At 68.7% G+C, this 24,009-nt stretch carries 18 protein-coding genes, 1 tRNA gene and 1 pseudogene; 10 read left to right on the top strand and 10 right to left on the bottom strand.

All coding sequences use genetic code 11. The features are described from left to right. Positions 1 to 41 precede the first annotated feature (41 nt). The 5 genes from ABFX36_RS12925 (at position 42) to ABFX36_RS12945 (ending at position 6,067) form a co-directional block, all read left to right on the top strand. The gene (locus ABFX36_RS12925; protein ID WP_278125960.1) at positions 42 to 1,295 is read left to right on the top strand and encodes a pyridoxal phosphate-dependent aminotransferase; all 1,254 of its coding nucleotides are present in this window, start codon (positions 42 to 44) and stop codon (positions 1,293 to 1,295) included. A gap of 108 nt (positions 1,296 to 1,403) precedes the next feature. Then, positions 1,404 to 3,176 (top strand): SDR family oxidoreductase, encoded by a 1,773-nt coding sequence (locus ABFX36_RS12930; protein WP_346076658.1) that lies wholly within the window; start codon positions 1,404 to 1,406, stop codon positions 3,174 to 3,176. A 41-nt stretch (positions 3,177 to 3,217) separates the two neighbouring features. Continuing rightward, positions 3,218 to 4,126, top strand: a complete 909-nt coding sequence (locus ABFX36_RS12935; RefSeq protein ID WP_006896968.1) for a metal-dependent hydrolase — start codon at positions 3,218 to 3,220, stop codon at positions 4,124 to 4,126. Further along, positions 4,123 to 5,259 carry a PDR/VanB family oxidoreductase gene (locus ABFX36_RS12940; RefSeq protein ID WP_411815729.1) on the top strand — a complete coding sequence of 379 codons (1,137 nt, stop codon included), beginning with the start codon at positions 4,123 to 4,125 and terminating at the stop codon, positions 5,257 to 5,259. The genes ABFX36_RS12935 and ABFX36_RS12940 overlap by 4 nt, the downstream gene beginning before the upstream one ends. A gap of 43 nt (positions 5,260 to 5,302) precedes the next feature. Next, positions 5,303 to 6,067 carry a MerR family transcriptional regulator gene (locus ABFX36_RS12945; protein ID WP_039867658.1) on the top strand — a complete coding sequence of 255 codons (765 nt, stop codon included), beginning with the start codon at positions 5,303 to 5,305 and terminating at the stop codon, positions 6,065 to 6,067. Between the two features lie 36 nt (positions 6,068 to 6,103). On the opposite strand, the gene ABFX36_RS12950 is transcribed toward ABFX36_RS12945, so the two are convergent. The 6 genes from ABFX36_RS12950 to ABFX36_RS12975 all read right to left on the bottom strand — a co-directional run bounded on the left by ABFX36_RS12950 (position 6,104) and on the right by ABFX36_RS12975 (position 13,485). Further along, positions 6,104 to 7,258, bottom strand: coding sequence for a hypothetical protein (locus tag ABFX36_RS12950; RefSeq protein WP_346076661.1), 1,155 nt, complete (start codon positions 7,256 to 7,258; stop codon positions 6,104 to 6,106). A gap of 65 nt (positions 7,259 to 7,323) precedes the next feature. Then, positions 7,324 to 7,890, bottom strand: a complete 567-nt coding sequence (gene dcd, locus ABFX36_RS12955; RefSeq protein WP_006896972.1) for a dCTP deaminase — start codon at positions 7,888 to 7,890, stop codon at positions 7,324 to 7,326. Positions 7,891 to 7,965: 75 nt separating this feature from the next. After that, complete coding sequence (locus ABFX36_RS12960; protein WP_045539376.1) at positions 7,966 to 8,523, bottom strand: potassium channel family protein; 558 nt, start codon at positions 8,521 to 8,523, stop codon at positions 7,966 to 7,968. Between the two features lie 81 nt (positions 8,524 to 8,604). Then, complete coding sequence (locus ABFX36_RS12965; protein ID WP_346076663.1) at positions 8,605 to 9,078, bottom strand: hypothetical protein; 474 nt, start codon at positions 9,076 to 9,078, stop codon at positions 8,605 to 8,607. Positions 9,079 to 9,205: 127 nt separating this feature from the next. Next, positions 9,206 to 9,964: a histidine utilization transcriptional repressor HutC gene (hutC, locus tag ABFX36_RS12970; protein ID WP_346076664.1), complete on the bottom strand. Its 759-nt coding sequence runs from the start codon at positions 9,962 to 9,964 to the stop codon at positions 9,206 to 9,208. A 50-nt stretch (positions 9,965 to 10,014) separates the two neighbouring features. Further along, positions 10,015 to 13,485: an NAD-glutamate dehydrogenase domain-containing protein gene (locus ABFX36_RS12975; protein ID WP_346076665.1), complete on the bottom strand. Its 3,471-nt coding sequence runs from the start codon at positions 13,483 to 13,485 to the stop codon at positions 10,015 to 10,017. Between the two features lie 207 nt (positions 13,486 to 13,692). Between ABFX36_RS12975 and hutU the strand changes: the two genes are divergently transcribed. The 3 genes from hutU to hutG are packed head-to-tail and all read left to right on the top strand — an operon-like array spanning position 13,693 to position 17,564. Beyond that, on the top strand, positions 13,693 to 15,366 hold the full coding sequence (gene hutU / locus ABFX36_RS12980) for a urocanate hydratase (RefSeq protein WP_222110923.1): 1,674 nt from the start codon (positions 13,693 to 13,695) through the stop codon (positions 15,364 to 15,366). Between the two features lie 3 nt (positions 15,367 to 15,369). Continuing rightward, positions 15,370 to 16,566: an imidazolonepropionase gene (gene hutI / locus ABFX36_RS12985; RefSeq protein WP_278125948.1), complete on the top strand. Its 1,197-nt coding sequence runs from the start codon at positions 15,370 to 15,372 to the stop codon at positions 16,564 to 16,566. Between the two features lie 32 nt (positions 16,567 to 16,598). After that, positions 16,599 to 17,564, top strand: coding sequence for a formimidoylglutamase (hutG, locus tag ABFX36_RS12990; protein WP_411815728.1), 966 nt, complete (start codon positions 16,599 to 16,601; stop codon positions 17,562 to 17,564). A gap of 132 nt (positions 17,565 to 17,696) precedes the next feature. Here the strand turns inward: hutG and hutH are convergent, their stop codons facing one another. The 4 genes from hutH to ABFX36_RS13010 form a co-directional block, all read right to left on the bottom strand. Continuing rightward, a complete protein-coding gene (hutH, locus tag ABFX36_RS12995; protein WP_278127394.1) occupies positions 17,697 to 19,262 on the bottom strand; it encodes a histidine ammonia-lyase in 1,566 nt (521 codons plus the stop codon). 2 nt (positions 19,263 to 19,264) lie between these two features. After that, positions 19,265 to 20,764: an amino acid permease gene (locus ABFX36_RS13000; RefSeq protein WP_278125944.1), complete on the bottom strand. Its 1,500-nt coding sequence runs from the start codon at positions 20,762 to 20,764 to the stop codon at positions 19,265 to 19,267. A 496-nt stretch (positions 20,765 to 21,260) separates the two neighbouring features. Further along, a tRNA-Gly gene (locus ABFX36_RS13005) sits at positions 21,261 to 21,334 on the bottom strand. A 93-nt stretch (positions 21,335 to 21,427) separates the two neighbouring features. Beyond that, positions 21,428 to 21,997 carry a TIGR03086 family metal-binding protein gene (locus ABFX36_RS13010; protein WP_346076669.1) on the bottom strand — a complete coding sequence of 190 codons (570 nt, stop codon included), beginning with the start codon at positions 21,995 to 21,997 and terminating at the stop codon, positions 21,428 to 21,430. A 157-nt stretch (positions 21,998 to 22,154) separates the two neighbouring features. Here ABFX36_RS13010 and ABFX36_RS13015 point away from each other — a divergent pair, with 157 nt between their 5' ends. Together ABFX36_RS13015 and ABFX36_RS13020 are read left to right on the top strand one after the other, a co-directional pair. Next, positions 22,155 to 22,841 carry a DUF222 domain-containing protein gene (locus ABFX36_RS13015; RefSeq protein ID WP_346076671.1) on the top strand — a complete coding sequence of 229 codons (687 nt, stop codon included), beginning with the start codon at positions 22,155 to 22,157 and terminating at the stop codon, positions 22,839 to 22,841. Then, positions 22,786 to 23,886 (top strand): annotated as a pseudogene (locus ABFX36_RS13020) (IS256 family transposase); the annotation flags it as partial. The gene ABFX36_RS13015 and the pseudogene ABFX36_RS13020, both read left to right, overlap by 56 nt. Positions 23,887 to 24,009: the final 123 nt, after the last annotated feature.

Consider the following 24,009-nt stretch of genomic DNA (forward strand, 5'->3'; position numbering starts at 1 on the left):
CGGAATTCTATTCGGTTGCCCGGGGCTGACAGAATGAGTCCATGAGCCGCCCCCACGTGTCGCACCAGAATCTGAACCTGCGCCCCTTGGAACAGTCCGAGAAGCTGCAGAACGTCTGCTATGAGATCCGCGGGCCAGTGCACGAGCACGCGTCCCGTCTGGAGTCCGAAGGACACCGGATCATGAAGCTGAACATCGGCAACCCCGCACTGTTCGGCTTCGAGGCGCCCGACGTCATCATGCGCGACATGATCCACGCCCTCCCGTTCTCGCAGGGCTACTCCGAATCGGCGGGCGTGCTCTCGGCACGGCGTGCGGTGGTCACGCGCTACGAGACCATCCCGGACTTCCCCTACTTCGACGTCGACGACGTCCTGCTCGGCAACGGCGTCTCCGAGCTCATCACCATGACCATGCAGGCATTGCTCAACAACGGCGACGAGGTGCTCATCCCGGCACCGGACTATCCGCTGTGGACGGCGATGACGGCACTGTCCGGAGGCACGCCCGTGCACTACCGGTGCGACGAGGACAACGGCTGGAATCCGGACATCGAGGACATCGAGTCGAAGATCACGCCGAACACCAAGGCGATCGTCGTGATCAACCCGAACAATCCGACCGGCGCGGTCTACTCCAGAGAGGTCCTCGAGGGCCTCGTGGATCTGGCACGCCGTCATTCGCTGCTGATCCTGGCCGACGAGATCTACGACAAGATCCTGTACGACGACGCCGAGCACATCAACATCGCGAGCCTCGCCCCCGATCTGCTGGTGCTGACCTTCAACGGCCTGTCGAAGGCCTACCGGGTGTGCGGCTACCGCGCGGGATGGGTGGTCCGCACCGGCCCCAAGGACCACGCGAAGGGCTTCATCGAGGGTATGTCGATCCTCGCCTCCACCCGACTGTGCGCCAATGTCCCCGCACAGCACGCGATCCAGGTGGCGCTCGGCGGTTATCAGAGCATCGACGCGCTCACCGCCCCCGGAGGCCGGCTGTTCGAGCAGCGCAATGTGACGTGGGAGAAGCTCAACGAGATCCCGGGCGTCAGCTGCGTGAAGCCGATGGGGGCGCTGTACGCGTTCCCGCGCCTGGATCCGGAGGTGCACGAGATCCACGACGACGAGCAGTTCGTCCAGGATCTGCTGCTGCAGGAGAAGATCCTGGTGGTTCAGGGTTCGGGCTTCAATCTCCCCGACACCCATCACTTCCGAATCGTCACACTGCCGTGGGCCCAGGACCTGGCCGAGGCCATCGAACGGATCGGCAACTTCCTCTCGTCGTACCGACAATGACCGGCTCCGGCGCCCTGACCAGCGGAAAAACAGACGCTAACTGCTGCTAGCAGTTAGATGTGACACCTGGTAACGTCAAATCTGTCACACCGACAGATGGAGACGCCCATGGCCGATTGGCACCGCTTCAACGTCACGAACGGCGACGTCGATCTCGCGACCTTCTCGTACGGCACACCCGGCGAGCGCACGCCCGACAAGCCGGTCGTGCTGCTGGTGCACGGTTGGCCCGACACTCACCACCTGTGGGACCTGGTGGCGCCGCGGCTGGCGGAGCATTTCCGCGTCTACGCATACGACACCCGGGGGTTCGGCGACAGCACACGTCCGGTAGCGGTGGAGTCGTACCGTCTCGACGCCCTGGCGCAGGACATGCTCGCGGTGTGCCACGCCGTGAACCCCGACGGCGAGACACACGTCGTCGCGCACGACTGGGGTTCGGTCCAGGCCTGGGAGACGGTCACCACCGCCGGCGCCGATGACGTGATCGCCTCGTTCACCTCCGTGTCGGGACCGAACCTCGACTACCTCGGCGAGTGGGCTCGCGCGAAGATGGCACGGCCCACGCCCCGGGGCGTCGCACAGGCGCTCTCCCAGGTCGCCTCGTCGGCGTACACCGCGTTCTTCCAGGTCCCCGGCGCATCGGACCTGTTCTTCCGGACCTTCGGATCCGACCGCGTCTGGACGGAGTTCCTCCACCTCGTGGAGGGGACCCCGCGCGAGAACGCGCGGTTCGGCCCGACGCTGCGAGAGGACATGATCAGCGGGCTCAAGCTGTACCGCGCCAATATCCGCGGCAAGCTGGCGAATCCGGAGCCCCGGCCGACCCGAGTGCCGGTGCTGGAGGTCGTGAACGATCGCGACATCGCGCTGCGTCCGGCGATCTACGAACGCACGCACACCCACGCGGACAGGCTCTGGCGTAAGCGGACCGCCACCGGCCATTGGCTGCCGTACACCAACCCCGGTTACCTGGCGGACACGGCGATCGAGTTCATCGAGACCATCGCCGGCGGCGCACCGGTGTCCCCCAACACCATCGACCGTGCCCGCGTCGACGGGCCGGCGCGCGAACTGATCGGCAAACTCGCCGTCGTCACCGGCGCGGGCAGCGGCATCGGACGTGAGACGGCGTATGCCCTGGCCGATCTCGGCGCCGAACTGGTCCTCGCCGACATCGACCTGGATTCGGCCGAGGAGACCGCGATCGCGTGCAAGGCCAAGGGCGTCCCGGCCACCGCCTACCGGCTCGACGTCTCCGACACCGACGCGGTGACCCGCTTCGCGGACGATGTGCGCGCTGCCCACGGCGTCGCCGACATCGTCGTCAACAACGCGGGCGTGGCCCTCGCCGGATCGGCGCTGGCCGCGTCCGACGAACAGGTGGACCGACTCCTCGCCATCAACCTGCGCGGGGTCATCAGCGGCAGCCGCGCCTTCGGCAGGCAGATGGCCGAGCGCGGCGTCGGCGGACACATCGTCAACCTGGCCTCCGCCGCGGCTTTCACCCTCTCCCGCGACCTCGGCCTGTACTCGGCGAGCAAGGCCGGTGTGCTGATGTTCTCCGAGTCGCTGCGCGCAGAACTCGCCGAGCACCGCGTCGGAGTCACCGCGATCTGCCCGGGCATCGTGCACACCAACATCACCGCGAACACCGAGTACGCCGGGGCCGCCGACGAGTCGGCGACCCGCGAGAAGGTCGACAAGTTCTACCAGAAGCGGAACTTCACTCCCGACCGGGTCGCGCGCGACATCGTCGCCGCCATCGCGAAGAACAAGGCCGTGGTGCCGGTGACGCCCGAAGCCGAGTTCGGCTACCGCGTCTACCGCTTCTTCCCGTGGGCGGCGCGCATCGGCGCCCGTCAGAAGATCGCAGGCTGATCCACCTCGAACAGGACTCTTCTCTAGAACCGGAGGGACAGATGAACACCGGGCACACACACTCCACCGCCGACACCGATCCCGGCAAGATCGAACTCCACGCGCGCAACGTCGCATTCGATCTGTCGGAGACTCCGCTGCACTGGATCCCCGGCCACCCGATGTCGTCGAACATGATCACCGTCCTCAACCTGCTGCTGCCCGAGGGCGAACGGTGGTTCGTCGAGACCTTCAACGAGGCGCTGCCTCTGATCAAGGACGAGGCGCTCGCCGCCGACATGCGCGGATTCGTCGGGCAGGAGGCGATGCACGCCGAGGTCCACGACCGGGCCGTCGAGAACTGGCTGCGCGGACACGGCGTGGACCCCACCGGCTACCTGCAGCAGATGGAGTGGATCTTCCGGCGGGTGCTCGGACCTCGCGACGGGAACGCCGAGCAGAAGCGCAAGCACCTGATCGAACGCCTGTGGCTCATCGCCGCCATCGAGCACTACACCGCGATCCTCGGTGATTTCGCGCTGAACTGCACGTGGGCCGAGAACGGCGCCGACCCCGCGATGACCGACATGTTCACCTGGCACGGAGCCGAAGAGGTGGAGCACCGTGCGGTGGCGCACGACGCCGCCGCGTACTTCGCCGACAGTCCGCTCCGCCGCGCTCGCGCGATGGCGCTGGCCTTCCCCTTCCTGATCTGGCTGATGGCTCGCGGTTTCCGGTTCATCAACAGTCAGGATCCGACGGTCGCCGACAAGTCAGTCGTGGCGAAGACCCGCCTGTACGTCCGGAGCTACGTGCGCGACTCACGCGCCGGAGTGTTCCCGAAGCTCTCGAAGCTCGCGCTCGCGACGCTCACCTACTTCAAACCGGGCTTCGCGCCGACCGACATCGGCGACACCGCCCAGGCGGTGGCCTTCCTGGCCTCCTCGCCCGGAGCTCGTCGAGCGGCATGACGATCATGACGAACGGCTCCGCACGACCCATCTCCGACCTCTCCACCGAACCGCCGCACCTGTACGGCCGGTTCCGCCGCGACCCGCTGATGAGGCTGCTCACCGGGGTCGGCAAGGTCTGGTTCCCGTTCTGGCGACCGATCTCGCCGCTGCGCGATCCGGCCGCGAACGACGGCGTCATGACCCTCGACATCGTCGACCGCGAGGTGGTGGCCGTCGACGAGAACGTGATCGCCTTGACTTTCGCCGCGCCGGATCGCTCGATCCTGCCCGAGTGGCATCCCGGCGCGCACCTGGATCTGCTCCTGCCGTCGGGCCGCATGCGCGAGTACTCGCTCTGCGGCGATCCCGGCGATCGGCGCACCTACCGCATCGCGGTCCGGCGCATCCCGGACGGCGGTGGCGGCTCCATCGAGGTGCACGACGGCCTGCGGGTCGGTGACTCGATCCAGATCAAGGGACCGCGCAACGCCTTCCCGCTGGTTCTGCCCGGCTACGGATCGCCGGCGCGCACGCTGCGCTTCGTCGCCGCGGGCATCGGCATCACCCCGATCCTCCCCATGATCGCGATGGCCGACCGTTACGGACTCGACTGGTCGATGATCTACTCCGGCCGCTCCGCCGACTCGATCCCGTTCATCGACGAGCTCAGCCGGTACGGCGACAAGGTGACGGTCCGGACCGACGACGTCGACGGGCTGCCGGGCATGGCCGAACTGGTGGGACCGGTCCCGGCCGGCGACGCGGGGCTGTCGGTGTACTGCTGCGGTCCGGTCCCGATGCTCGAGCGCCTGCGTACGCATCTGGCCGATCGCAGCGATATCGAGCTGCACTTCGAGCGCTTCTCGCCGCCGCCGATCCTCGACGGCACCGAGTTCACAGTCCGGATCGGTTCCACCGGACGCACAGAGACAGTCGCGGCCGACGAGTCGGTGCTCACCGCGCTGCGGCGGGTGGATCCGGCCGTCCCGTACTCCTGTCAGCAGGGATTCTGCGGCACCTGCCGACTCAAGACGAGCGCGGGCGAGGTGGATCATCGTGACACGCTGCTGACCGGACCCGAACGGGAGGATGGCTGGTTCCTCCCGTGCGTGTCCCGGTGCCGTTCCGACTCCCTGACCGTCGAGATGTGAGGACGGCTCCGGCACCGGTCCGGGGTTTGGAACAATGCACCCCATGACCGAGTACCGAATCGATGATCTGGCACGGGCCGCGGGAACGACGACCCGCAACGTCCGCGGCTACCAGGATCGGGGACTCATCCCGCGTCCCATCCGCCGCGGCCGGATAGCGATCTACGGCGACGAGCACCTGGCGAAGCTGCGCGTCATCAACGATCTGCTGGCTCGCGGCTTCACGATGACGCACATCGGCGACTTCTTCAAGCGCGTGCAGACAGGCGACGACATCGCCGAGTCGCTCGGGCTGCGCGAGGTGGTGTCGCGGCCGTGGTCGCAGACCCCCACCGACACCGTGACCGCCGCCGAGCTGCACGCCAAGCTCAACACCAGCGATCCGAAGCTGCTGAGCCGGGTCCGCGAGTTCGGGCTCATCGAGCCGATCGGCGACGATGACCCGCCCCGCCAGTACATGATCAAGGACGTCGAGACCATCGACGCCTACCAGCGTCTGATGCAGATCGGCATACCGCTGCCGTACATCCTCGACCTGCAGCGACAGCTCGACGAGGACATGGACCGTGCCGCAAAGACGCTGATCAGCGCCGGCCGCCGCGCCATCACCGAAGGCCGCTTCGACGGCTGGATCCCGGAGAGCGGAGCAGAGTCGGACTGGGCGTCCACCTTCTTGGGCGAGCTGAAGGTCACCGGCCGGGTGGCGGCGCACAACACGCTCTACCGCGCGCTCGACCGCGAACTGGCACGACAGCTCGACGACTACCTGGCCGTCGCCCGCGAACGCCGGGACCAGCGCGAGAGCTGAAGGCGACCGTCTCGGATCGGGCCGCGTGAGACCGCGCTACCCGATCACGATCGGCGGGAGACCCGGTATCGGGTTCGGGATCGTCCGACGCCGGTTCTCCGGGGGCGGAGCCGGCGGCGCAGGGCCGGTCTGCGCCTCCGTCGGCGTGCGCCGCGTCGTCTTGGGCGGCGGCGGAGGCGGCGGAGGCGTGGTGTACCTGGCCAGCGGCGCCCGCGCCGCGGCGACATCGCGCGGATCCACCGAGCCGGGCACCCGGACCGGCTCGGACGCGGTGTTCGAGGTCCGGGCAGTCGGCCGGGTCGCCGATTCCGCTGCGCTCCGGTCGGGCCCCGAAGTCTCATGAGCATTCATCGCCAGCGCCACGCCGCCGCCCCCGATCGCGAGCAGCGCCAGCGCCGCCACCACGATCATCCGGCCCCTCATACCCGGCTGCGGTTCGACGGCCGCGTCCGCGGGCGCCGGCTCCTCGGCAGGTGGTTCCTCGGCGCCCTCGGCATCGTCGTACACGTCCGGCAGCGCGTTGCCGAAGCGATCCAGTCCGTAGTCGGCCGGGTCGATCAGCCCGGGGTCCGCGGCGCCGGCATCCCACGCGCGGATCGGCGGCGGTGCGGGGACGGGAGCGAGCGTCTCGGTCGGCTCGTCGTCACCGCCGAAGGTCGCCGGGAAGTCGTCGCCCGGTGCGATCACCGAGAAGCCGCGTTCGGTGAGCGACTCGGACAACCCGGGCCAGGCGGTGTCGCCGGGCCCCAGCGCGATCGCATCGACCGGCAGGGCGCCCGCGAGCTCCACCACCATTCCGTGGGCGCGATTCGCCTCCGGGACGGTGGCCTCGACGACGTCGTCGAGCGTCAGCGTGAGCACCCGGATGTGCTCGTCTCCGAGGATGAGCGCACTGTCGCGTCCGGCGAGCGAGGCGCGGGCCCGGCCCACCAGGGTGACGAGCTCGGCGAAGACCTCCGGGGCCGCAGCGTCGACGCGACCGGTATCGCGCAGGTACGCGGCGATTCTGGCGTCGAGCACGTCGGGGTGGATGCGCTCCTCGACCTCGGACGCGATCACCGCACCGTTCTCGATGCGCGCGGCCCACAGTCCGGTGGGACGCAGATCGAGGGCGATCACCGCACCCGTCGGGTCGCCGGGCAGGTCGAAGTCCGCCAGCCAGGCCGGCGGTCGGCTGAGCGGACCCGTCACGACGACTCTCCTAGTGGTGATTCGAACCCGTCACCCGCACCGGTGCCGCCGGTGCCGGCTCCGGCTCATCTCTGGAAATTGAGGTACGCCTTCGACGGCGTCGGCCCGCGCTGCCCCTGATACTTCGACCCGACCGACGCGGAGCCGTACGGGCTCTCGGCGGGGCTGGTCAACCGGAACAGGCAGAGCTGGCCGATCTTCATTCCCGGCCACAGCGTGATCGGCAGATTCGCCACGTTCGACAGTTCGAGCGTGATGTGGCCGGAGAAGCCCGGGTCGATGAAGCCCGCGGTGGAGTGCGTGAGCAAGCCCAATCGGCCGAGCGACGACTTGCCCTCCAGACGGCCCGCGAGGAAGTCGGGCAGCGAGCACACCTCCAGGGTCGAGCCGAGGACGAACTCGCCCGGATGCAGCACGAAGGGCTCGCCCTCGGCGGGTTCGACCAAGGTGGTCAACTCGTCCTGCCGCTTCGCGGGATCGATGTGCGTGTACTTGGTGTTGTTGAAGACGCGAAACAGCGAGTCCAGTCGTACGTCCACACTCGACGGCTGGACCAGGCCCGGGTCGAACGGGTCGATGCCGAGGTTCCCGGCATCGATCTCGGCACGGATGTCGCGGTCTGATAGCAGCACGATTCCTCAGACTAGAGCATGAAGGCCGAGTTCATCGAGGGTCGGGAGTGCGGAGCGCACCGGGCGGCGGTGACGTCACTGCTCGTCCCGCTGCCGGCGCCGGTACTCGTCGAGCCGGCGACCGCCGGAGACTCGGTCGCGCACCAGGAGGCTGACGAAGCGGATACCGAGACCGAGCACGATCAAACTGCTCGCCATCTGAACCGATACGGCGATCCGCGCATTCTGCGATACCGCGACCAGGTCGCCGAATCCGGTGGTCGTGAAGACCGTCAGGCAGAAGTACAGGGCGTCGACTCTGCTCAGGTCCTCGTTGAACGAACCGGGCGCGTACTCGCTGAAGAGGTAGTAGGTCGCCGAGAACGAGACGATGTAGAAGCAGATCACGGCGGCGAGCATCTCGATCGCCGTCGCGACCGGGTGGTCGGACCGGAGGAAGTGCCGGACCTCCCATACGCAGAAGCCGCCGAGCAGCGCGACGCCGACGATCATCCCGGGCACCCGCCAGGTGCTGTCGCTGCCGATCGGCAGCAGGAAGTAGCCCGCGAGGAGGACCGCCGCGGCTCCGAGCGGCCGCAGCAACGCCGCGGCCACGTGGCTCGTTCGATGGGGCGCGGTGCCGGAATCGTTCATCGAATCAATCGCACCACGCGCGGCGGACCAGGCGCAGAGAATCGCCGAACCGCCCGGTGTCCGCGCCTGTCTCGCAGCAACTCACAGCAGCGTGACGCCCCAGAGCAGCGCCCAGATCACCGCCACCAGAGCGAAGTACACCAGCAGCGCACGCCGCGACTCCGCCGCGGTCGGCGTCGAATACAGTTGCACGCCACCGAACCGGGGGAACATGTAGGTCAGCTCCAGCAATTCGCCCGCACGGACCTCACCGGTGCACTCGGCGAGGTGCTTGCGTTCGGCGCCGCGTCGGATGAACACCCGGAAACGATGCGTTCCGGGAACCACGGGGACTTCGATCCGGCCCCACTTGACCGGTGCCATTTCGTATCCGTCGACCTCGACGCTGATCGCCGAGGAGGCGAGCACGGGATTGAAGATCGCGAAGCCGCACATGATCGCCACCCCTTCGCTCAGGTACGGCCCCTGCGGCAGCATTCCGAATGCGAGCGGCCGCGGAAGCTGCGACGGGCCGGGTCCCCACGACGGGTGGCCGCCGGGCGGTGGTTCAGTCATCGAGTCTCCGGTGGGTAGCCGATCGCGGTGATCCGAACCTAATCGGGACGGACCTCTCGCCGCGAGAGCGACCATTCGGACGGCGTACCCGCTCGGGTTCTCCACCGTGGTCCCCACAGCCGAACGGTCAGCGGGTGAACGAGCCCTCCAGCCGATTGCGTGAGCCGGGATGGATCAGCCGGGCCACACTCACCAGTCCGTGCTCGGACCAGGTCCGGCGCCGGATCAGCAGGCACGGCTCGGACCGTTCGATCTGCAGCAGCCGGCATTCCTCGGGACTGGCCAGCACCGCCTCCACCACATGCTCTCCCCGGACCAGCGGAGCCACACGGCTGAGGTAATCGTTGGGCGTGAGTTCGGTGAAGTCCTGCGCGAGGTAGTCGGGCGCCTCGGCAGGATTGACGAACCTGTCCTCGACCTGGATCGGCGTCTCGTCCTCGAAATGCACCAGCACCGAGTGGAACACCGTGGCGACCCCGACGGCGTCGCTCAACGGCGCCGATGCGGTAGTGGCCTTCTCTTCGCGCACCAGCACCACCTCGGTGCGGTGCCGGTGCCCGCGCTGCTGGATCTCGTCGGCGATGTTCTTCACCTCGAACAGCGGCGACGGCGCCTTCGTTCCCGCCACAAAGGTACCCACGCCCATCATCCGGACGATCAGCCCCTCGCCGGTGAGTTCGCGCAGTGCCCGGTTGATCGTCATCCGGGAGAGCCCCAGCGCGTTGACGAACTGGTTCTCGGACGGCAGTTGATCGCCTTCGGACCACCGCCCCGACCGGATCTGAGCCGAGACCAACCGCTTGACGCGCTCGTAGGCGGGAAGCGACTCGCCGCCGGGCTCGTCGAACAGAGCCGCGAGGTCCGCGTCGAGTTCGACCACTGCCATCGACCGCCCCTGTTCCTCGAGATCTCACCGGCCCACGAAGTCTACCGACCTCAGCCGGCCATCCGTCGCAGTTGCCGCGACGCGACGGACAGCGCGGCCAGCCCGCGGTCGGCGGAGACGGGTATCCGGGCGACCTCGTCGAGCACGGCCCGCGCCCGGCTCAGCCGGGACCCGTTGCGCTCCTCCCAGTCCGCGATCATCCGTTCGGGACCGTCGCCGGCCACCGAGTGCATGAGAACGTCGAGGGTCAGGACGCGCACGCTGTCGTACAACTCATCCCGCAGCGCCAGCCGCGCCAGCGTGTCCCACCGGCTCTCCGTCGGCAGCGCCGACACCCTGCCGAGCAGCGGAACCAGGCCCACGTGTTCGCACAGTCGGAAGTACAGTTCCCCCGCGACGGACAGTTCGCATCCGGACCGGTCGGCGATCTCGACGACGTCGAGCAGACCGAACCGATCCAGCACCAACTCCACGTCGCGCACCAGCTCTTCGGGCGCACCGCGGCGCGCGATCGCGCGCGTACGGTCGTGCAGGTTGGTGCGGTCGGCGCCCACCAGCCAGCCGCCGAGCAGTTCCGACGCCCTCGCGATCCGCTCGCGGAACCGCGCGATCTCGGCACCGACCGCCAGCGGCTGGGGACGACGATTCAGCATCCAGCGCGCCGCCCGGTCGAGCAGCCGCCGGGAGACCAGCACGAGTTCGTCGGCGACCGCGGCGGGGACATCGGCCGTACCGATGCGCGACCAGAGCTCCGGCAACCCGAACACCTCCGTCACCACGACGAACGCCCGCGCGGCGTCGTCCGTGGACGCCCCCACCTCCTCGGCGAGCCGGAAGACGTAGGCGAGGCCACCGCCCGCGACCACGCGGTTGGTCAGTTCGGTCGCGATGATCTCGCGGCGCAACCGATGCCGATCGATCGCGTCGGCGTGCGCGCGGTGCAGCGGCCGGGGGAAGTACTCGCGCAGGATCGGCACGCAGACGCCGTGGTCGACGAGGTCGCCTGCCAGCAGTTGCTCTTTCAGTTCGAGTTTGACGTGCGCCATCAGCGTCGCGAGTTCGGGGGCGGCGAGGCCCTCCCCCGCCCGCTTGCGGGCGGCGATCTCGGCGCGGTCCGGCAGCACTTCCAATGCGCGGTCGAGCGCGCCTGCGGCCTCCAGTGCCGCGATCTGCCGGGCGTGCACTCCGAGTTGCGCCGGCGCCTCGGTGAGGGCGGTACCGATCACCGCGTTCTGGGAGACGTTGTCCGCCAGTACCAATGCCGCGACCTCGTCCGTCATGGCCGCGAGCAACCGCGCCCGCGCTTCGGCGTCGATCTCACCGGCGCCCACCAGGTCGTCCAGCAGAATCTTGATGTTCACCTCGTGGTCGGAGCAGTCCACGCCGGCGGAGTTGTCGAGGGCGTCGGTGCCGACCTTGCCGCCGCCGCGCGCGAACTCGATGCGGGCGGCCTGCGTCAGGCCGAGGTTGCCGCCCTCCCCGATCACACGGGCGCGCAGGTCGCCGGCGTCCACGCGCACGGCGTCGGTGCCCTTGTCCCCCGCGTCGGCGTGAGACTCGGTGCCCGCCTTCACATAGGTGCCGATGCCGCCGTTCCACAGCAGGTCGACGGGTGCGCGCAGGATCGCCCGGATCAGCTCCGGCGGGGTCAGTTCGGTGACGGACTCGTCGAGGCCGAGTGCCCGGCGCACCGGCGCACTGACCGGCACGGACTTCACGCCGCGCTCCCACACCCCGCCTCCCGCGCTGATGAGCGCACTGTCGTAGTCGGCCCACGACGACCGCGGCAGCTCGAACAGCCGCCGCCGCTCCGCGTACGACGACGCGGCGTCCGGGTCGGGATCGAGGAAGATGTGCCGGTGGTCGAAGGCCGCGACCAGCCGGATGTGTTCGCTGCACAGCATCCCGTTGCCGAAGACGTCGCCGCTCATGTCGCCGATCCCCGCGACCGTGAAGTCCTCGGCACCGACGTCGACGCCGAGTTCGCGGAATCGGCGGGTCACCGCCTGCCACGCCCCGCGGGCGGTGATGCCCATCTGTTTGTGGTCGTAGCCGACCGAGCCGCCGGAGGCGAAGGCGTCGCCGAGCCAGAAGCCGTATTCGGCGGCCACCTCGTTGGCGATGTCGGAGAACGACGCAGTGCCCTTGTCTGCGGCCACCACGAGGTAGGCGTCGTCACCGTCGTACCGGACCAGGCCGGCGGCCGGAATCACGGCACCGGTGGCACGGTCGACGTTGTCGGTGACGTCGAGCAGCGAGCGGATGAACAGGCGGTAACCGGCAACGCCCGCCGCGCGCAGCGCCGCACGATCGGCTTCGGCGTCACCGGTCGCGGCGGGCGGGCGGCGCAGCACGAACCCGCCTTTCGCTCCGACCGGAACGATCACCGCGTTCTTCACCGCCTGTGCCTTCACCAGACCGAGGACCTCGGTGCGGAAGTCCTCACGCCGGTCCGACCAGCGAAGCCCGCCGCGGGCGACCGCCCCGAACCGCATGTGCACACCCGCCATCGACGGTGAGTGAACGAAGATCTCGTGTCGCGGGCGCGGCTGCGGCAGTTCGGCGATGGCGCGCGGATCGAGTTTGAGTGCCAGCGCCTCGCGTTCGGGCGTGGCGAAGTAGTTGGTGCGCACGGTGTTCCGCACCACGTCGACCAATGCGCGCAGGATCCGGTCCTCGTCGAGACCGAGCACCGTCTCGATCAGCGCCGATACCTCGGCCGCCGCGGCCTCGCCCCCGTCGCCGGTCGCGGCGGCCGGGTCGAACCGGGCGGTGAAGTACCCGACGATCCCCGCGGCGATGTCCGGGTGACGGCGCAGGACGTCGGCGACGTAGGCGCTGCTGTACGGCAGTCCGCCCTGACGGAGGTATTCGGCGCAGGCGCGCAGCACGGTCACCTGTCGCCAGTGCAGTCCGGCGCGGGCCACCAGTTCGCCGAGCGCGTCCGGCTCGGTCCGTCCGTGCCACAGCGCCCGCACGGCGGCGGCGAAGCGCGCCGCGAAGGCCTCGAAACCGTCGGTCGGGGCGCTCGGGTAGCGGACCGTGAACTCGTACACCCAGCACGGCACCTCGGTCGGCGAGACCAGCGCGTACGGACGCTCGTCGAGCACTTCGACGCCGAGACTCTGCAGCAACGGCATCACGTCGCCCAGCGACGCCGGCTGTCCGCCGACGTACAGCGACAGCCGGTGCCGGTCCGCCGCGGCCGGGTCGGCGGCGAGGCGGACATCCAGGTCCCCGGCGGCGAGCCCGGCCAGAACGTCCAGGTCCACGCGAGCGCGCCGAGGCTCGAAGTCCTGCTTGTACCCGGCGGGCAGCCCGGAGACGAACCGTGCGAGTGAGTCGCGGATGTCGGTCTGTGCGCCGTCGAGGGCCGCCTCGTCCCATCGGCGGAAGACGCGGGCGAGGGCATCGTCGATCCCGCCCGCGGCGGTGTGTCCGACATCCGTGTGGTCGGCATCCGTGTGGTCGGCGTCGGTGTGGACGAGGGCGGCGGTGTCGGTGGGAGATGCGGTGTCCATTTCAAGGGACCCTTCCGCCGGATACCACGCTGCATCCGGCTGGTCGTCGTGTCCGTTCGCGTGGTCGAACTTCTCGCGTCCCGGGACCGGTTTCGGAACCGCCCCTTGACACGAATCTGTATAGACAGGAATATACAAGTCATACTTGCAGAACGTGAGCCAGTACACAACCACCGATAAACACGACGCAGAACACCAGGAGTTCTCATGGACATCACCTCGCCCGGCCACGAAGCCCGCCCCGTCCGCGCACCGCGCGGTTCCGAGCTCAACACCCTCGGGTGGCAGCAGGAGGGCGCGCTGCGGATGCTGATGAACAACCTCGACCCCGAGGTCGCCGAACGCCCGGACGACCTGGTCGTCTACGGCGGCACCGGTCGCGCCGCCCGCAGCTGGGCCGCGTTCGACGCGATGGTGGCCACGCTCAAGACCCTCAAGGACGACGAGACCATGCTGGTGCAGTCCGGCAAGCCGGTCGGCGTATTCCGCACCAACGAGTGGGCGCCGCGCGTGCTGCTGGCCAACTCCAACCTCGTCGGCGACTGGGCCAACTGGGAGGAGTTCCGCAGGCTCGAGGAACTCGGGCTGACCATGTACGGCCAGATGACGGCCGGCTCGTGGATCTACATCGGCAGCCAGGGCATCCTGCAGGGCACCTACGAGACCTTCGGTGCCGTGGCCCGCAAGCGCTTCGGCGGCACGCTGGCCGGGACGATCACCCTCACCGCCGGCCTCGGCGGCATGGGCGGCGCCCAGCCGCTGGCGGTCACGATGAACGACGGCGTCGCGATCTGCGTGGAGTGCGACCCGGCCCGCATCGACCGCCGCATCGCGCATCGCTACCTCGACGCGAAGGCCGAGACCGTCGACGAGGCGCTCGATCTGGCGACCAAGGCCCGCGACGAGCGCCGACCGCTGTCGATCGGCCTGCTCGGCAACGCGGCCGAGATCTTCCCGCAGCTGCTGGAGATGAACGCCCCGATCGACATCGTCACCGACCAGACCTCCGCGCACGACCCGCTGTCGTACCTGCCCGTCGGGATCTCCCTCGAGGACTGGCACACGTACGCCCAGAAGGATCCGCAGTGGTTCACCACGGAGTCGCAGCGCTCGATGGCCGCGCACGTGGAGGCGATGGTCGGGTTCATGGATCGGGGCGCCGAGGTCTTCGACTACGGCAACTCGATCCGCGACGAGGCCCGCAAGGGCGGCTACGAGCGGGCGTTCGAGTTCCCGGGCTTCGTTCCGGCCTACATCCGCCCGCTGTTCGAGGAAGGCCTCGGCCCGTTCCGGTGGGCGGCGCTGTCGGGCGACCCGAAGGACATCGAGGCCACCGACAAGGCCATCCTCGAACTGTTCCCGGAGAACGAGCACCTGCGGCGCTGGATCACGATGGCCGGTGAGCGGGTGGAGTTCGAGGGACTGCCCGCCCGCATCTGCTGGCTCGGTTACGGAGAGCGGCACCGTGCCGGACTCAAGTTCAACGAGATGGTCGCCAGCGGCGAACTGTCGGCGCCGCTGGCCATCGGCCGCGACCACCTCGACTCCGGTTCGGTGGCCTCGCCCTACCGCGAGACCGAGGACATGGCCGACGGTTCGGACGCGATCGCCGACTGGCCGCTGCTCAACGCACTGGTCAACACGGCGTCCGGCGCCTCCTGGGTGTCGATCCACCACGGCGGCGGCGTCGGCATGGGACGCTCGATCCATGCCGGCCAGGTGTGCATCGCCGACGGAACCGAACTCGCCGCGCAGAAGATCGAACGGGTCCTCACCAACGACCCGGGCATGGGCGTCATCCGGCACGTGGACGCCGGCTACGACCACGCCACCGAGACCGCACGCACCCGCGGCGTGCGCATCCCGATGGCCGAGAGCTGACCGATGACCTCAGACGGATCGGTTCTCATCACCGGCATCGGCACGTTGGTCACCAACAGCCCGGAGCTCGGCGACGGTCCGCTGGGACTGCTCCACGACGCCGCGATGGTCTTCCGCGACGGCGTCGTGGAGTGGGTCGGCCCCGCCGCCCGGGTTCCGGACGGCGCCGCGCACCACCGCTACGACGTGGACGGACGCGCCGTGCTGCCGGGCTTCGTGGACAGTCACGCACATCTGGTGTTCGGCGGTGAACGCGCCGAGGAGTTCGCGGCCCGGATGACGGGCGAGCCGTACGGCGCGGGAGGTATCCGCACCACCATCGCCGCGACCCGCGGCTCCTCCGACGACCAGCTCGACGCCAACATGGCGCGGCTGGTGCGCGAGGCGCTCGCCGCCGGGAGCACCACGATCGAATGCAAGTCCGGTTACGGGCAGGACATCGACACCGAGATGCGCAGCCTTCGCGTCGCGGGCCGGCACACCGGTGAGACGACGCTGCTCGCCGCGCACGTCACGCCGCCCGAATACACCGGTCGCACCGACGATTACGTCGAGATGGTCTGCGAGCGGATGATCCCCGACTGCGCACCGCACGCGAAGTGGATCGACGTCTTCTGCGAGACCGGAGCGTTCGACCGCGACCAGTCCGAGGCGGTGCTGCGTGCCGGCATCGACGCCGGGCTGACCGCGCGAGTGCACGGCAACCAGCTCGGCCCCGGCCCCGGCGTGCAGTTGGCCGTCGAGCTCGGCGCCGCGTCGGTGGACCACGTCACGCACACCACCGCCGACGACGTCGAAGCGCTGGCCGCGAGCAGCACAGTCGCGACCCTGCTGCCCACCGCCGACTTCTGCACGCGCAGCAGCAGATACCCCGACGCCCGCGCGATGCTCGACGCCGGCGTCACCGTGGCGCTGGCCGCCGACTGCAATCCCGGCACCAGTTACACCACGAGCATCCCGCTGTGCATCGCGCTGGCCGTGCGGGAGATGCACATGAGTCCCGATGAGGCGGTCTGGGCCGCCACCGCCGGCGGAGCAGCGGCCTTGCAGCGCAACGACATCGGCCGTCTGACGGTGGGATCACGCGCCGACGCGATCGCACTGGACGCACCGTCGCACATCCATCTGGCCTATCGGCCGGGAGTTCCGCTGGTCCGCGAGGTGTGGAAGAACGGGGCACTCGTCCCCGCCCGACACTGACAACCGAAGATTGAGAGGCACAAGCGATGTCGATGACCGGACTCGTGGATGTGACACCCGAACCGTGGTCGGGGCGAGACGACGGCCCGGGTGCCGAACATGTGCGGTGGCATCACGTGGTGCGCCCGCTCGTCGCCGACGATCCGCCCGCCGCCGACTCCCCCGCCCCCACCACGATCGTCGGCTTCGCCAGCGACGAAGGGGTACGCCGCAACAAGGGCCGCACCGGCGCGGCGACGGGGCCCGGTGCACTGCGGCGCGCGTTGGCGCCGATGGCCCTGTCCGGACCGATCAACGTCTTCGACGCCGGCGACGTCGCCGTCACCGACGGCGAGCTGGAAGCCGGCCAGGAGCGGCTCGGCCGGGTGGTCGGCACGCTGCTCGACGCCGGACACCTCCCGCTCGTCCTCGGCGGCGGTCACGCCGTCGCGTACGGCAGTTTCCTCGGTCTGGCCCGCTCGCGGGCCGCGCAGGCCGGGGCACGGCTCGGGGTCCTCAACCTCGATGCGCACTTCGATCTGCGGCCGGACCCCGTGCCCAGTTCCGGCACCCCGTTCCGGCAGATCGCCGAACACGAGCGTGCGCGCGGCGCACAGTTCCGCTACGCGGTGCTCGGCATCAGTCAGCCGAGCAACACGCGGGTGCTCTTCGACACCGCCGACGCGCTCGGTGTGCGGTATCTGTTCGACGACGCCTGCTCGGTCGCCGACTTCGCCGTCGTCGACCGTTTCGTCGATGCGTTCCTCGACGATGTGGATCTGCTGTACCTGACCATCGACCTGGATGTGCTGCCTGCCGCGGTGGCCCCCGGCGTCAGCGCCCCGGCCGCATACGGGGTTCCGGTGGAGACCGTCCAGCGGGTGTGCGACCGGGTGGCGCGCAGCGGCCGGCTCGCACTCTGCGACGTCGCGGAACTCAACCCCGCACTGGACATCGACGGCCGCACGGCGCGTACCGCGGCGCGACTGCTGCACCGGATCGTCACGGCGCGCGCCTGATCGGCGGCGCTCAGAGCGCTCGCGAGACAGTTCACGTCCGACCAACACAGACCCTCGAACCGACCGGAGACTGTGGGAGCCCGCCCGGAATCCGGGCGGGCTCCCACAGTCTTGTGTGGCTTCTGGGGCCGATCAGTCCAGCGGACCGGTCACCGACTCCGCCGCGTCGAGCAGTTCGCCGCTGCGGGCCAGTTCGACGACCGCGTCGATCTCGGGGGCGAGCCAGCGGTCGGTTCCGGGGCCCTGCACGCGGGCGCGGATCGCGTCACGGACGGCGGCGGTCGGGGGCGCCGGCTGCAGGGGTGCCCGCAGGTCCAGTCCGCGTGCGGCGGTCAGCGCCTCCACAGCGAGGACCCGGGTCAGGCCGTCGATGCTCTTGCGGAGCTTGCGCGCCGCCGACCAGCCCATCGAGACGTGGTCCTCCTGCATCGCCGATGACGGGATGGAGTCGACGCTGGCGGGCGCGGCGAGCCGCTTGAGTTCGGAGACGATCGCGGCCTGCGTGTACTGCGCGATCATGTGACCGCTGTCGACACCCGGGTCGTCGGCCAGGAACGGCGGCAACCCGTGGTTGCGGGCGGTGTCGAGGAATCGGTCGGTGCGTCGCTCGCTCATCGACGCGACGTCGGCCACGACGATCGCGAGGAAGTCGAGGACGTAGGCGACCGGGGCGCCGTGGAAGTTGCCGTTGGACTCCACTCGTCCGTCGATGGTGACCACCGGGTTGTCGACGGCGGCAGCCAGTTCCCATGCGGCGACCTGTTCGGCGTGCGCGAGGGTGTCGCGGGCGCCGCCGGCCACGGTGGGCGCGCAGCGCAGCGAGTACGCGTCCTGGACGATGGTGCAGTCCGGGCTCTGGTGGCTGGCCACGATCGGGGAGTCCTCGAGCAGCCGGGTCATGTTGCCGGCGGCCGCGGCCTGTCCCGGGTGCGGCCGCAGTGCCTGCAGGTCGGCGGCGAAGACGCGCCCGGTGCCCAGGAGTCCTTCGACGCTCATCGCCGCGGTGATGTCGGCCAGCGCCAGCAGCCGCCGCAGGTCGTGGCAGGCCAGCACCAACTGGCCGAGCATTCCGTCGGTGCCGTTGATGAGTGCCAGGCCCTCCTTCTCCTCCAACACCACCGGGGTGATGCCTGCGGCCGCGAGAGCCTGCGCCGCGGGCATCTGCTGCCCGGAGGCGTCACGGACCACGCCCTCGCCGATGACGGCCAGCGCGCAGTGCGCGAGCGGGGCCAGGTCGCCGGAGCAGCCGAGGCTGCCGTACTCGTGAACCACCGGGGTGATGCCGGCGTTCAGCAGGGCCGCGTAGGTCTGCGCGACCTCGGGCCGGACTCCCGTGCGGCCGGTCGCCAGAGTGGACAGGCGCAGCAGCATCAGCGCGCGGACCACCTCGCGTTCCACTTCCGGTCCCGACCCGGCGGCGTGCGACCGGACCAGACTGCGCTGCAACTGCTTGCGCATCTCCTGCGGAATGTGTCGGGTGGCGAGGGCGCCGAAGCCCGTCGACACTCCGTAGACCGGCTTCGGGTCGGCGGCCAACGCCTCGATGCGGGTGCGGGTCTGCGCGATCGCGGCCAGCGACTCGTCCGACAGCCGGACCTTCGCGCCGTGCCGTGCGACTGCCACCACGTCGTCCGGGCTCACTGCCCCGATGCCGACGACGGTCTCGGCCGTCGGGGTGGATTCGGTCTGTGCGGTCATGGTCATGGTTGCTCCAATTCGGGTTCTGACGAGGTGGTCGGGGGAACGGTTGCGGGGTCGGCGGCCATCACCGCCGGCGGGTGGGTTTCGTCGTGCGCGTCCTCGCTCCGGTCTTCGGAGGCGCGTCGCACCCACAGCTGGTAGGCCAGGGTGAGCAGTGCCAGCCAGACGACGCCGACGATGATCGCGACTCGGGTGTCCGGGTAGTAGGCCAGGATGCCGAACACGAACAGCAGGAATGCGATCGCGGCGATCGGTCCGTAGGGCCACAGCGGTACCGGGAACTTCAGTTCGGCCTGCTCCTCCGCGCTCATCTTGCGGCGCGAGGCCACCTGGGCCAGCAGGATCATCAGCCACACCCAGATCGTCGCGAAGGTGGCGATGGCGGCGATGATCAGGAACACCCGATCCGGGATGAGGGCGTTGAGCACCACGCCGATCAGCAGCGCCACGGCGATCGCCGCGACCGTCACCCACGGCACGCCGCCGCGGCTGACTCTGCGCATCGCGGCCGGAGCCTGTCCCTTGTGCGCCATGCCGTACAGCAGGCGGCCGGCGCCGTAGATGTCGCTGTTGATCGCCGAGAGCGCCGCGGTGATGAGCACCAGGTTGAGCACGGTCGCCGCCGCGTGCAGGCCGAGTCCCTGGAAGATCTGGACGAACGCGCTCGACTTGGAGTCGACGCTCGTCCACGGGTTGATCGCCATGATGACCGCGAGCGTGAGCACGTAGAACAGAATGACTCGGATCGGGACGGTGTTGACCGCGCGCGGGATGGTCTTCTCCGGGTTCGCCGCCTCTCCGGCCGTCACACCGATGATCTCGGTGCCGCCGTAGGCGAAGATCACCACCGCGAAGGAAGCGATGATGCCGCCGATGCCGTTAGGCGCGAAACCGCCGTGTGTCCACAGATTGCTGACTCCGGTGCTCACGTCGTGCACGCCGAAGCCGAAGATCAGGATGGCCGCGCCGCCGGCGATCATCGCAATGATCGCCACGACCTTGATCAGTGAGAACCAGAACTCCAGTTCGCCGTAGACCTTGACGCTGATCAGGTTCACCGAGGCGACGACGAGCACCACCAGCAGCACCCAGATCCATCTGGGTACGTCTGGGAACCAGAAGCCCATGTAGACGCCGAAGGCCGTCACGTCGGCGAGGCAGACGATCACCATCTCGAAGATGTAGGTCCATCCGGTGGTGAACCCGGCCAGCGGGCCGAGGTACTTGCGCGCGTACTCGCCGAACGAGCCGGCCACCGGATTCGCCACCGCCATCTCGCCGAGCGCCCGCAGCACCAGGAACACCACCGCGCCGCCGATCATGTAGGCGATCAGGACGGCGGGTCCGGCGGTCTGGATCGCGTCGGACGATCCGTAGAACAGTCCTGTGCCGATCGCCGAGCCGAGCGCGATGAAGCGGATGTGCCGCGCTGAGAGCCCGCGGCGCAACGTGCCGCCGGTGGTCGACTCCGTGGGTGTGCCGGGTGCGGTGGCATTCACGGGCGCTACCTCCTGGGGGTGGTCGGCCGCTCGGCCGATTGGTGTGGGGTCCGCAATGAGCATCGCCGTTAGTGACACCCATCACGTTGTCTATACATGTATAGACGTGTGCTCCCGCTCGGTCAAGACCGCCGGCGCCGCATCGCCATGTCCGTCCGCCCCATGAGGACGCGGAGGCGGGGGCCGACGCCGGATGCTCGAGCCGTCACAGCAAACGGAATACGTTGCGGCGGGCGATGTACGGACCGTCCGAGCAATGGTCGGGGCACGCAGGTCGGCGCCGCGTCAGCTCGCCCGACGACGTGGCGTTGAGACCGTGCCTGATGCGCCGATCGCAGATGCACTCGTCGAGTGTCGCCATGCGGTGGACTCAGAGTCCGATCGAGACGTCCGGAGTCGGGTGCGGGCGAGCCCGCACCTACTCGCAGATGTTGACTCACAGTTGCCTCGCAACGCGAAATCCCCCGGCCAGAAATGCTCCGACCAGGGGATTTCGTGGAGCCGATGACGGGAATCGAACCCGCACTCTCAGCTTGGGAAGCTGATGTTCTACCACTAAACTACATCGGCACTGCGAGGCGATCTCGCGGCTCCAAGACTAGCAAACCGCCGTCGACTCGCAGTGACCGACGCTCCGGAAGCCGTCAGGTGTGACGGCTTCGGTCAGGCCGTCCAGTGCGGGTCACGGCCCGACAACCCGACGAGCCTGTCGAGCGGCGGGGCGGTCTCAGGAACCGGCACGCTAGCCGCGAAGGCCTTGCCCTCGCCCTGGAAGTCCGGGGTGAGCATCCCGGGCGCGAACTCCAGCGAGGCCTCCAGCGCGCTGTCGGCGGGCGCCCAGGGTCTCCCGGCCGCGCGAGCCAGGTCCCAACCGTGAACCTGGTACTCCCACAACATCATCGACAGAGCCATGTCTCCGGGCATCGCGGAATCTCCGATTCGGAGCGGTTCGGCGGCGGCCTCCGGCAGCACGACGTCGAGTCGTTCGGCGAGCTCCCGTACCTGGTCGCCGCCGGTGCCGGCCACAGACACCGCGCCCGGATCACTGCAGAGATGGTCGTCTGAGGTGAACCCGTCGGTGAACGCGGTCAACCACCCCACGACGTGGGCCCGCAACGTCTGAAAGTCGAACTCGCTGCATGGAGTCGGAGCGTCGAGCGGAGTGTCTGAGGCACCGTCGAGAACGTCGGCGAGGCTCTTCAGGGTCTGGTTCAGGGCAGTGGACGTTTCCATGATTCGACGGTACGACCACACACTCCCGAGGTCTTGAAGATTTCCGACATCTCCACCGCCCGCTCGCGGACCAGTTTTGTCGGACCTGAGTGATAGCGTTCAGGTAGTCAAGAAAACATGGTGTGACCAGCTGAAACACTCGGGGGAGGTGGCAGCGATGACCGATCCGTTCACTGATCCGATCGCGACTGTCGTTGCCACCGGTGCACTGCCGGACCAGCCCGCGGAGTTGTTGGCGTTGATCGATGCCGCGGCGGTGAAGCTCGCCGAGACCTCCCTGTCACCGGAGACCGAACCGGAACTGCTGGCCCACACACAGACCGCCGAACGCATTCGGCGACGCTGGGACGGCGTTTCGTCCAGATTGTTGGTGGAGGTCTCCGACCGCAACGCGCACCGCACCGCCGGGTACCTGAATCCGCACCAATACCTCTCACAAGGGCTGCGGCTGGGAACCCGCGAGGCCGGCCGGCGGCTGCGGATGGCTGAGGCGATCGGCGAGTTCTCCAACTGTCAAGGGCAGACGCTGCCTCCGCGCAAGCCGGCGACCGCCGCCGCGGTGGCGGCCGGGACTGTCGGTGCCGAACACGCGTTGGTGATCTCGGGCGTTTTGGCGAAAGTGCCCGGCTGTATCGCGCCGGAGGTCAAAGCCCGCGCGGAGGCGGAGTTGGCCGACGCGGCGGCCGGGTTGAATCCGGATGATCTGGGCAAGGTCGGTGACCGGCTGCTCGCTCGGGGGTGTCAGATGGTCTGTGTAAGTCCAGTGCTCATCAGTGAGAGGAAGATCTATGAGCATGGCGTTAGACGACAAGCAGCAGGGCCACGACGACGAGCAGTTGCCTGAACTGGCCGAGCCGCGCTCGACCGCGGAAGTCGCCGAGGCATTACAGGCCTCGGGCATGGTCGATGAGCTGCTCGCCCAGATCGATACCGGCCAGATCCAGATCACCGGCGAAGGCGGGTTGATCCCAGGTCTGATCAAACTGGCCCTCGAACGCGGTCTGAAGGCCGAGCTGACCGATCACCTCGGCTATGCCAAGGGCGATCCGGCCGGGCGGGAGTTGCCCAACGCCCGTAACGGGTCGAGCCCGAAAACGGTGGCCTCGGAGGCCGGGCCGGTCGAGCTGAACATTCCTCGTGACCGTGACGGCACGTTCACCCCGCGGCTGGTCCCGAAGGGCTCGCGCCGCCTCGGCGGCCTCGACGACATCATCATCTCGCTCTACGCCGGCGGCATGACGTTGCGCGACATCCAACACCATTTGGCCTCCACGATCGGCACCGATCTCTCGCACGAGACGATCTCGAAGATCTGCGACGAGGTCCTCGACGCGGTCGATGAATGGCAGAACCGGCCGCTGGAGCCGTTGTATCCCGTCATCTACCTTGATGCCCTGGTGGTGAAGGTCAAAGACGGCGCCCATGTCCGAAACAAGCACGCCCACATTGCTATTGGCGTCGATATGGCCGGCGTCAAGCATGTGCTGGGAATCTGGATACAGGCCGAAGAAGGCGCCAAGTTCTGGGCCGGGGTGTGTGCGAATCTGGCCAACCGCGGCGTCAAGGACGTGCTGATCGTGTGCTGTGACGGGCTCACCGGATTCCCCGAAGCGATCGAGGCGACCTGGCCGCTGGCCACCGTGCAAACCTGTGTGGTGCATCTGATCCGCAACTCGATGCGGTTCGTGAACTACAAAGACCGCAAAGACGTCGCTCGGGCGATTAAACCGATCTACACCGCCCCCGACGCCGAGACCGCCCGCCGCGAGTGGGAAGCCTTCCGCGACTCGGAACTAGGCGCCAAATATCCGAGTGCGGCAATGGCTTTCGACCGAGCCTGGGATCGGTTCATCCCCTTCCTGGCATTCCCGCCCGAGCTGCGCAAAGTGAAGCGCCCTGGGTTTGATGGAGACTCGCGCTATTTGATTCCGACCAGCTGTTCGCGGTCGGCTTGGACAGCATAGAACGCGTGCTCGAACTCGGCGGGCGGGACGTCGCCGAGGTATCCGTGG

Origin of the sequence: Gordonia cholesterolivorans (genome assembly GCF_039531975.1) — a bacterium.
In the GTDB taxonomy this organism is placed as follows: Bacteria; Actinomycetota; Actinomycetes; order Mycobacteriales; family Mycobacteriaceae; genus Gordonia; species Gordonia sihwensis.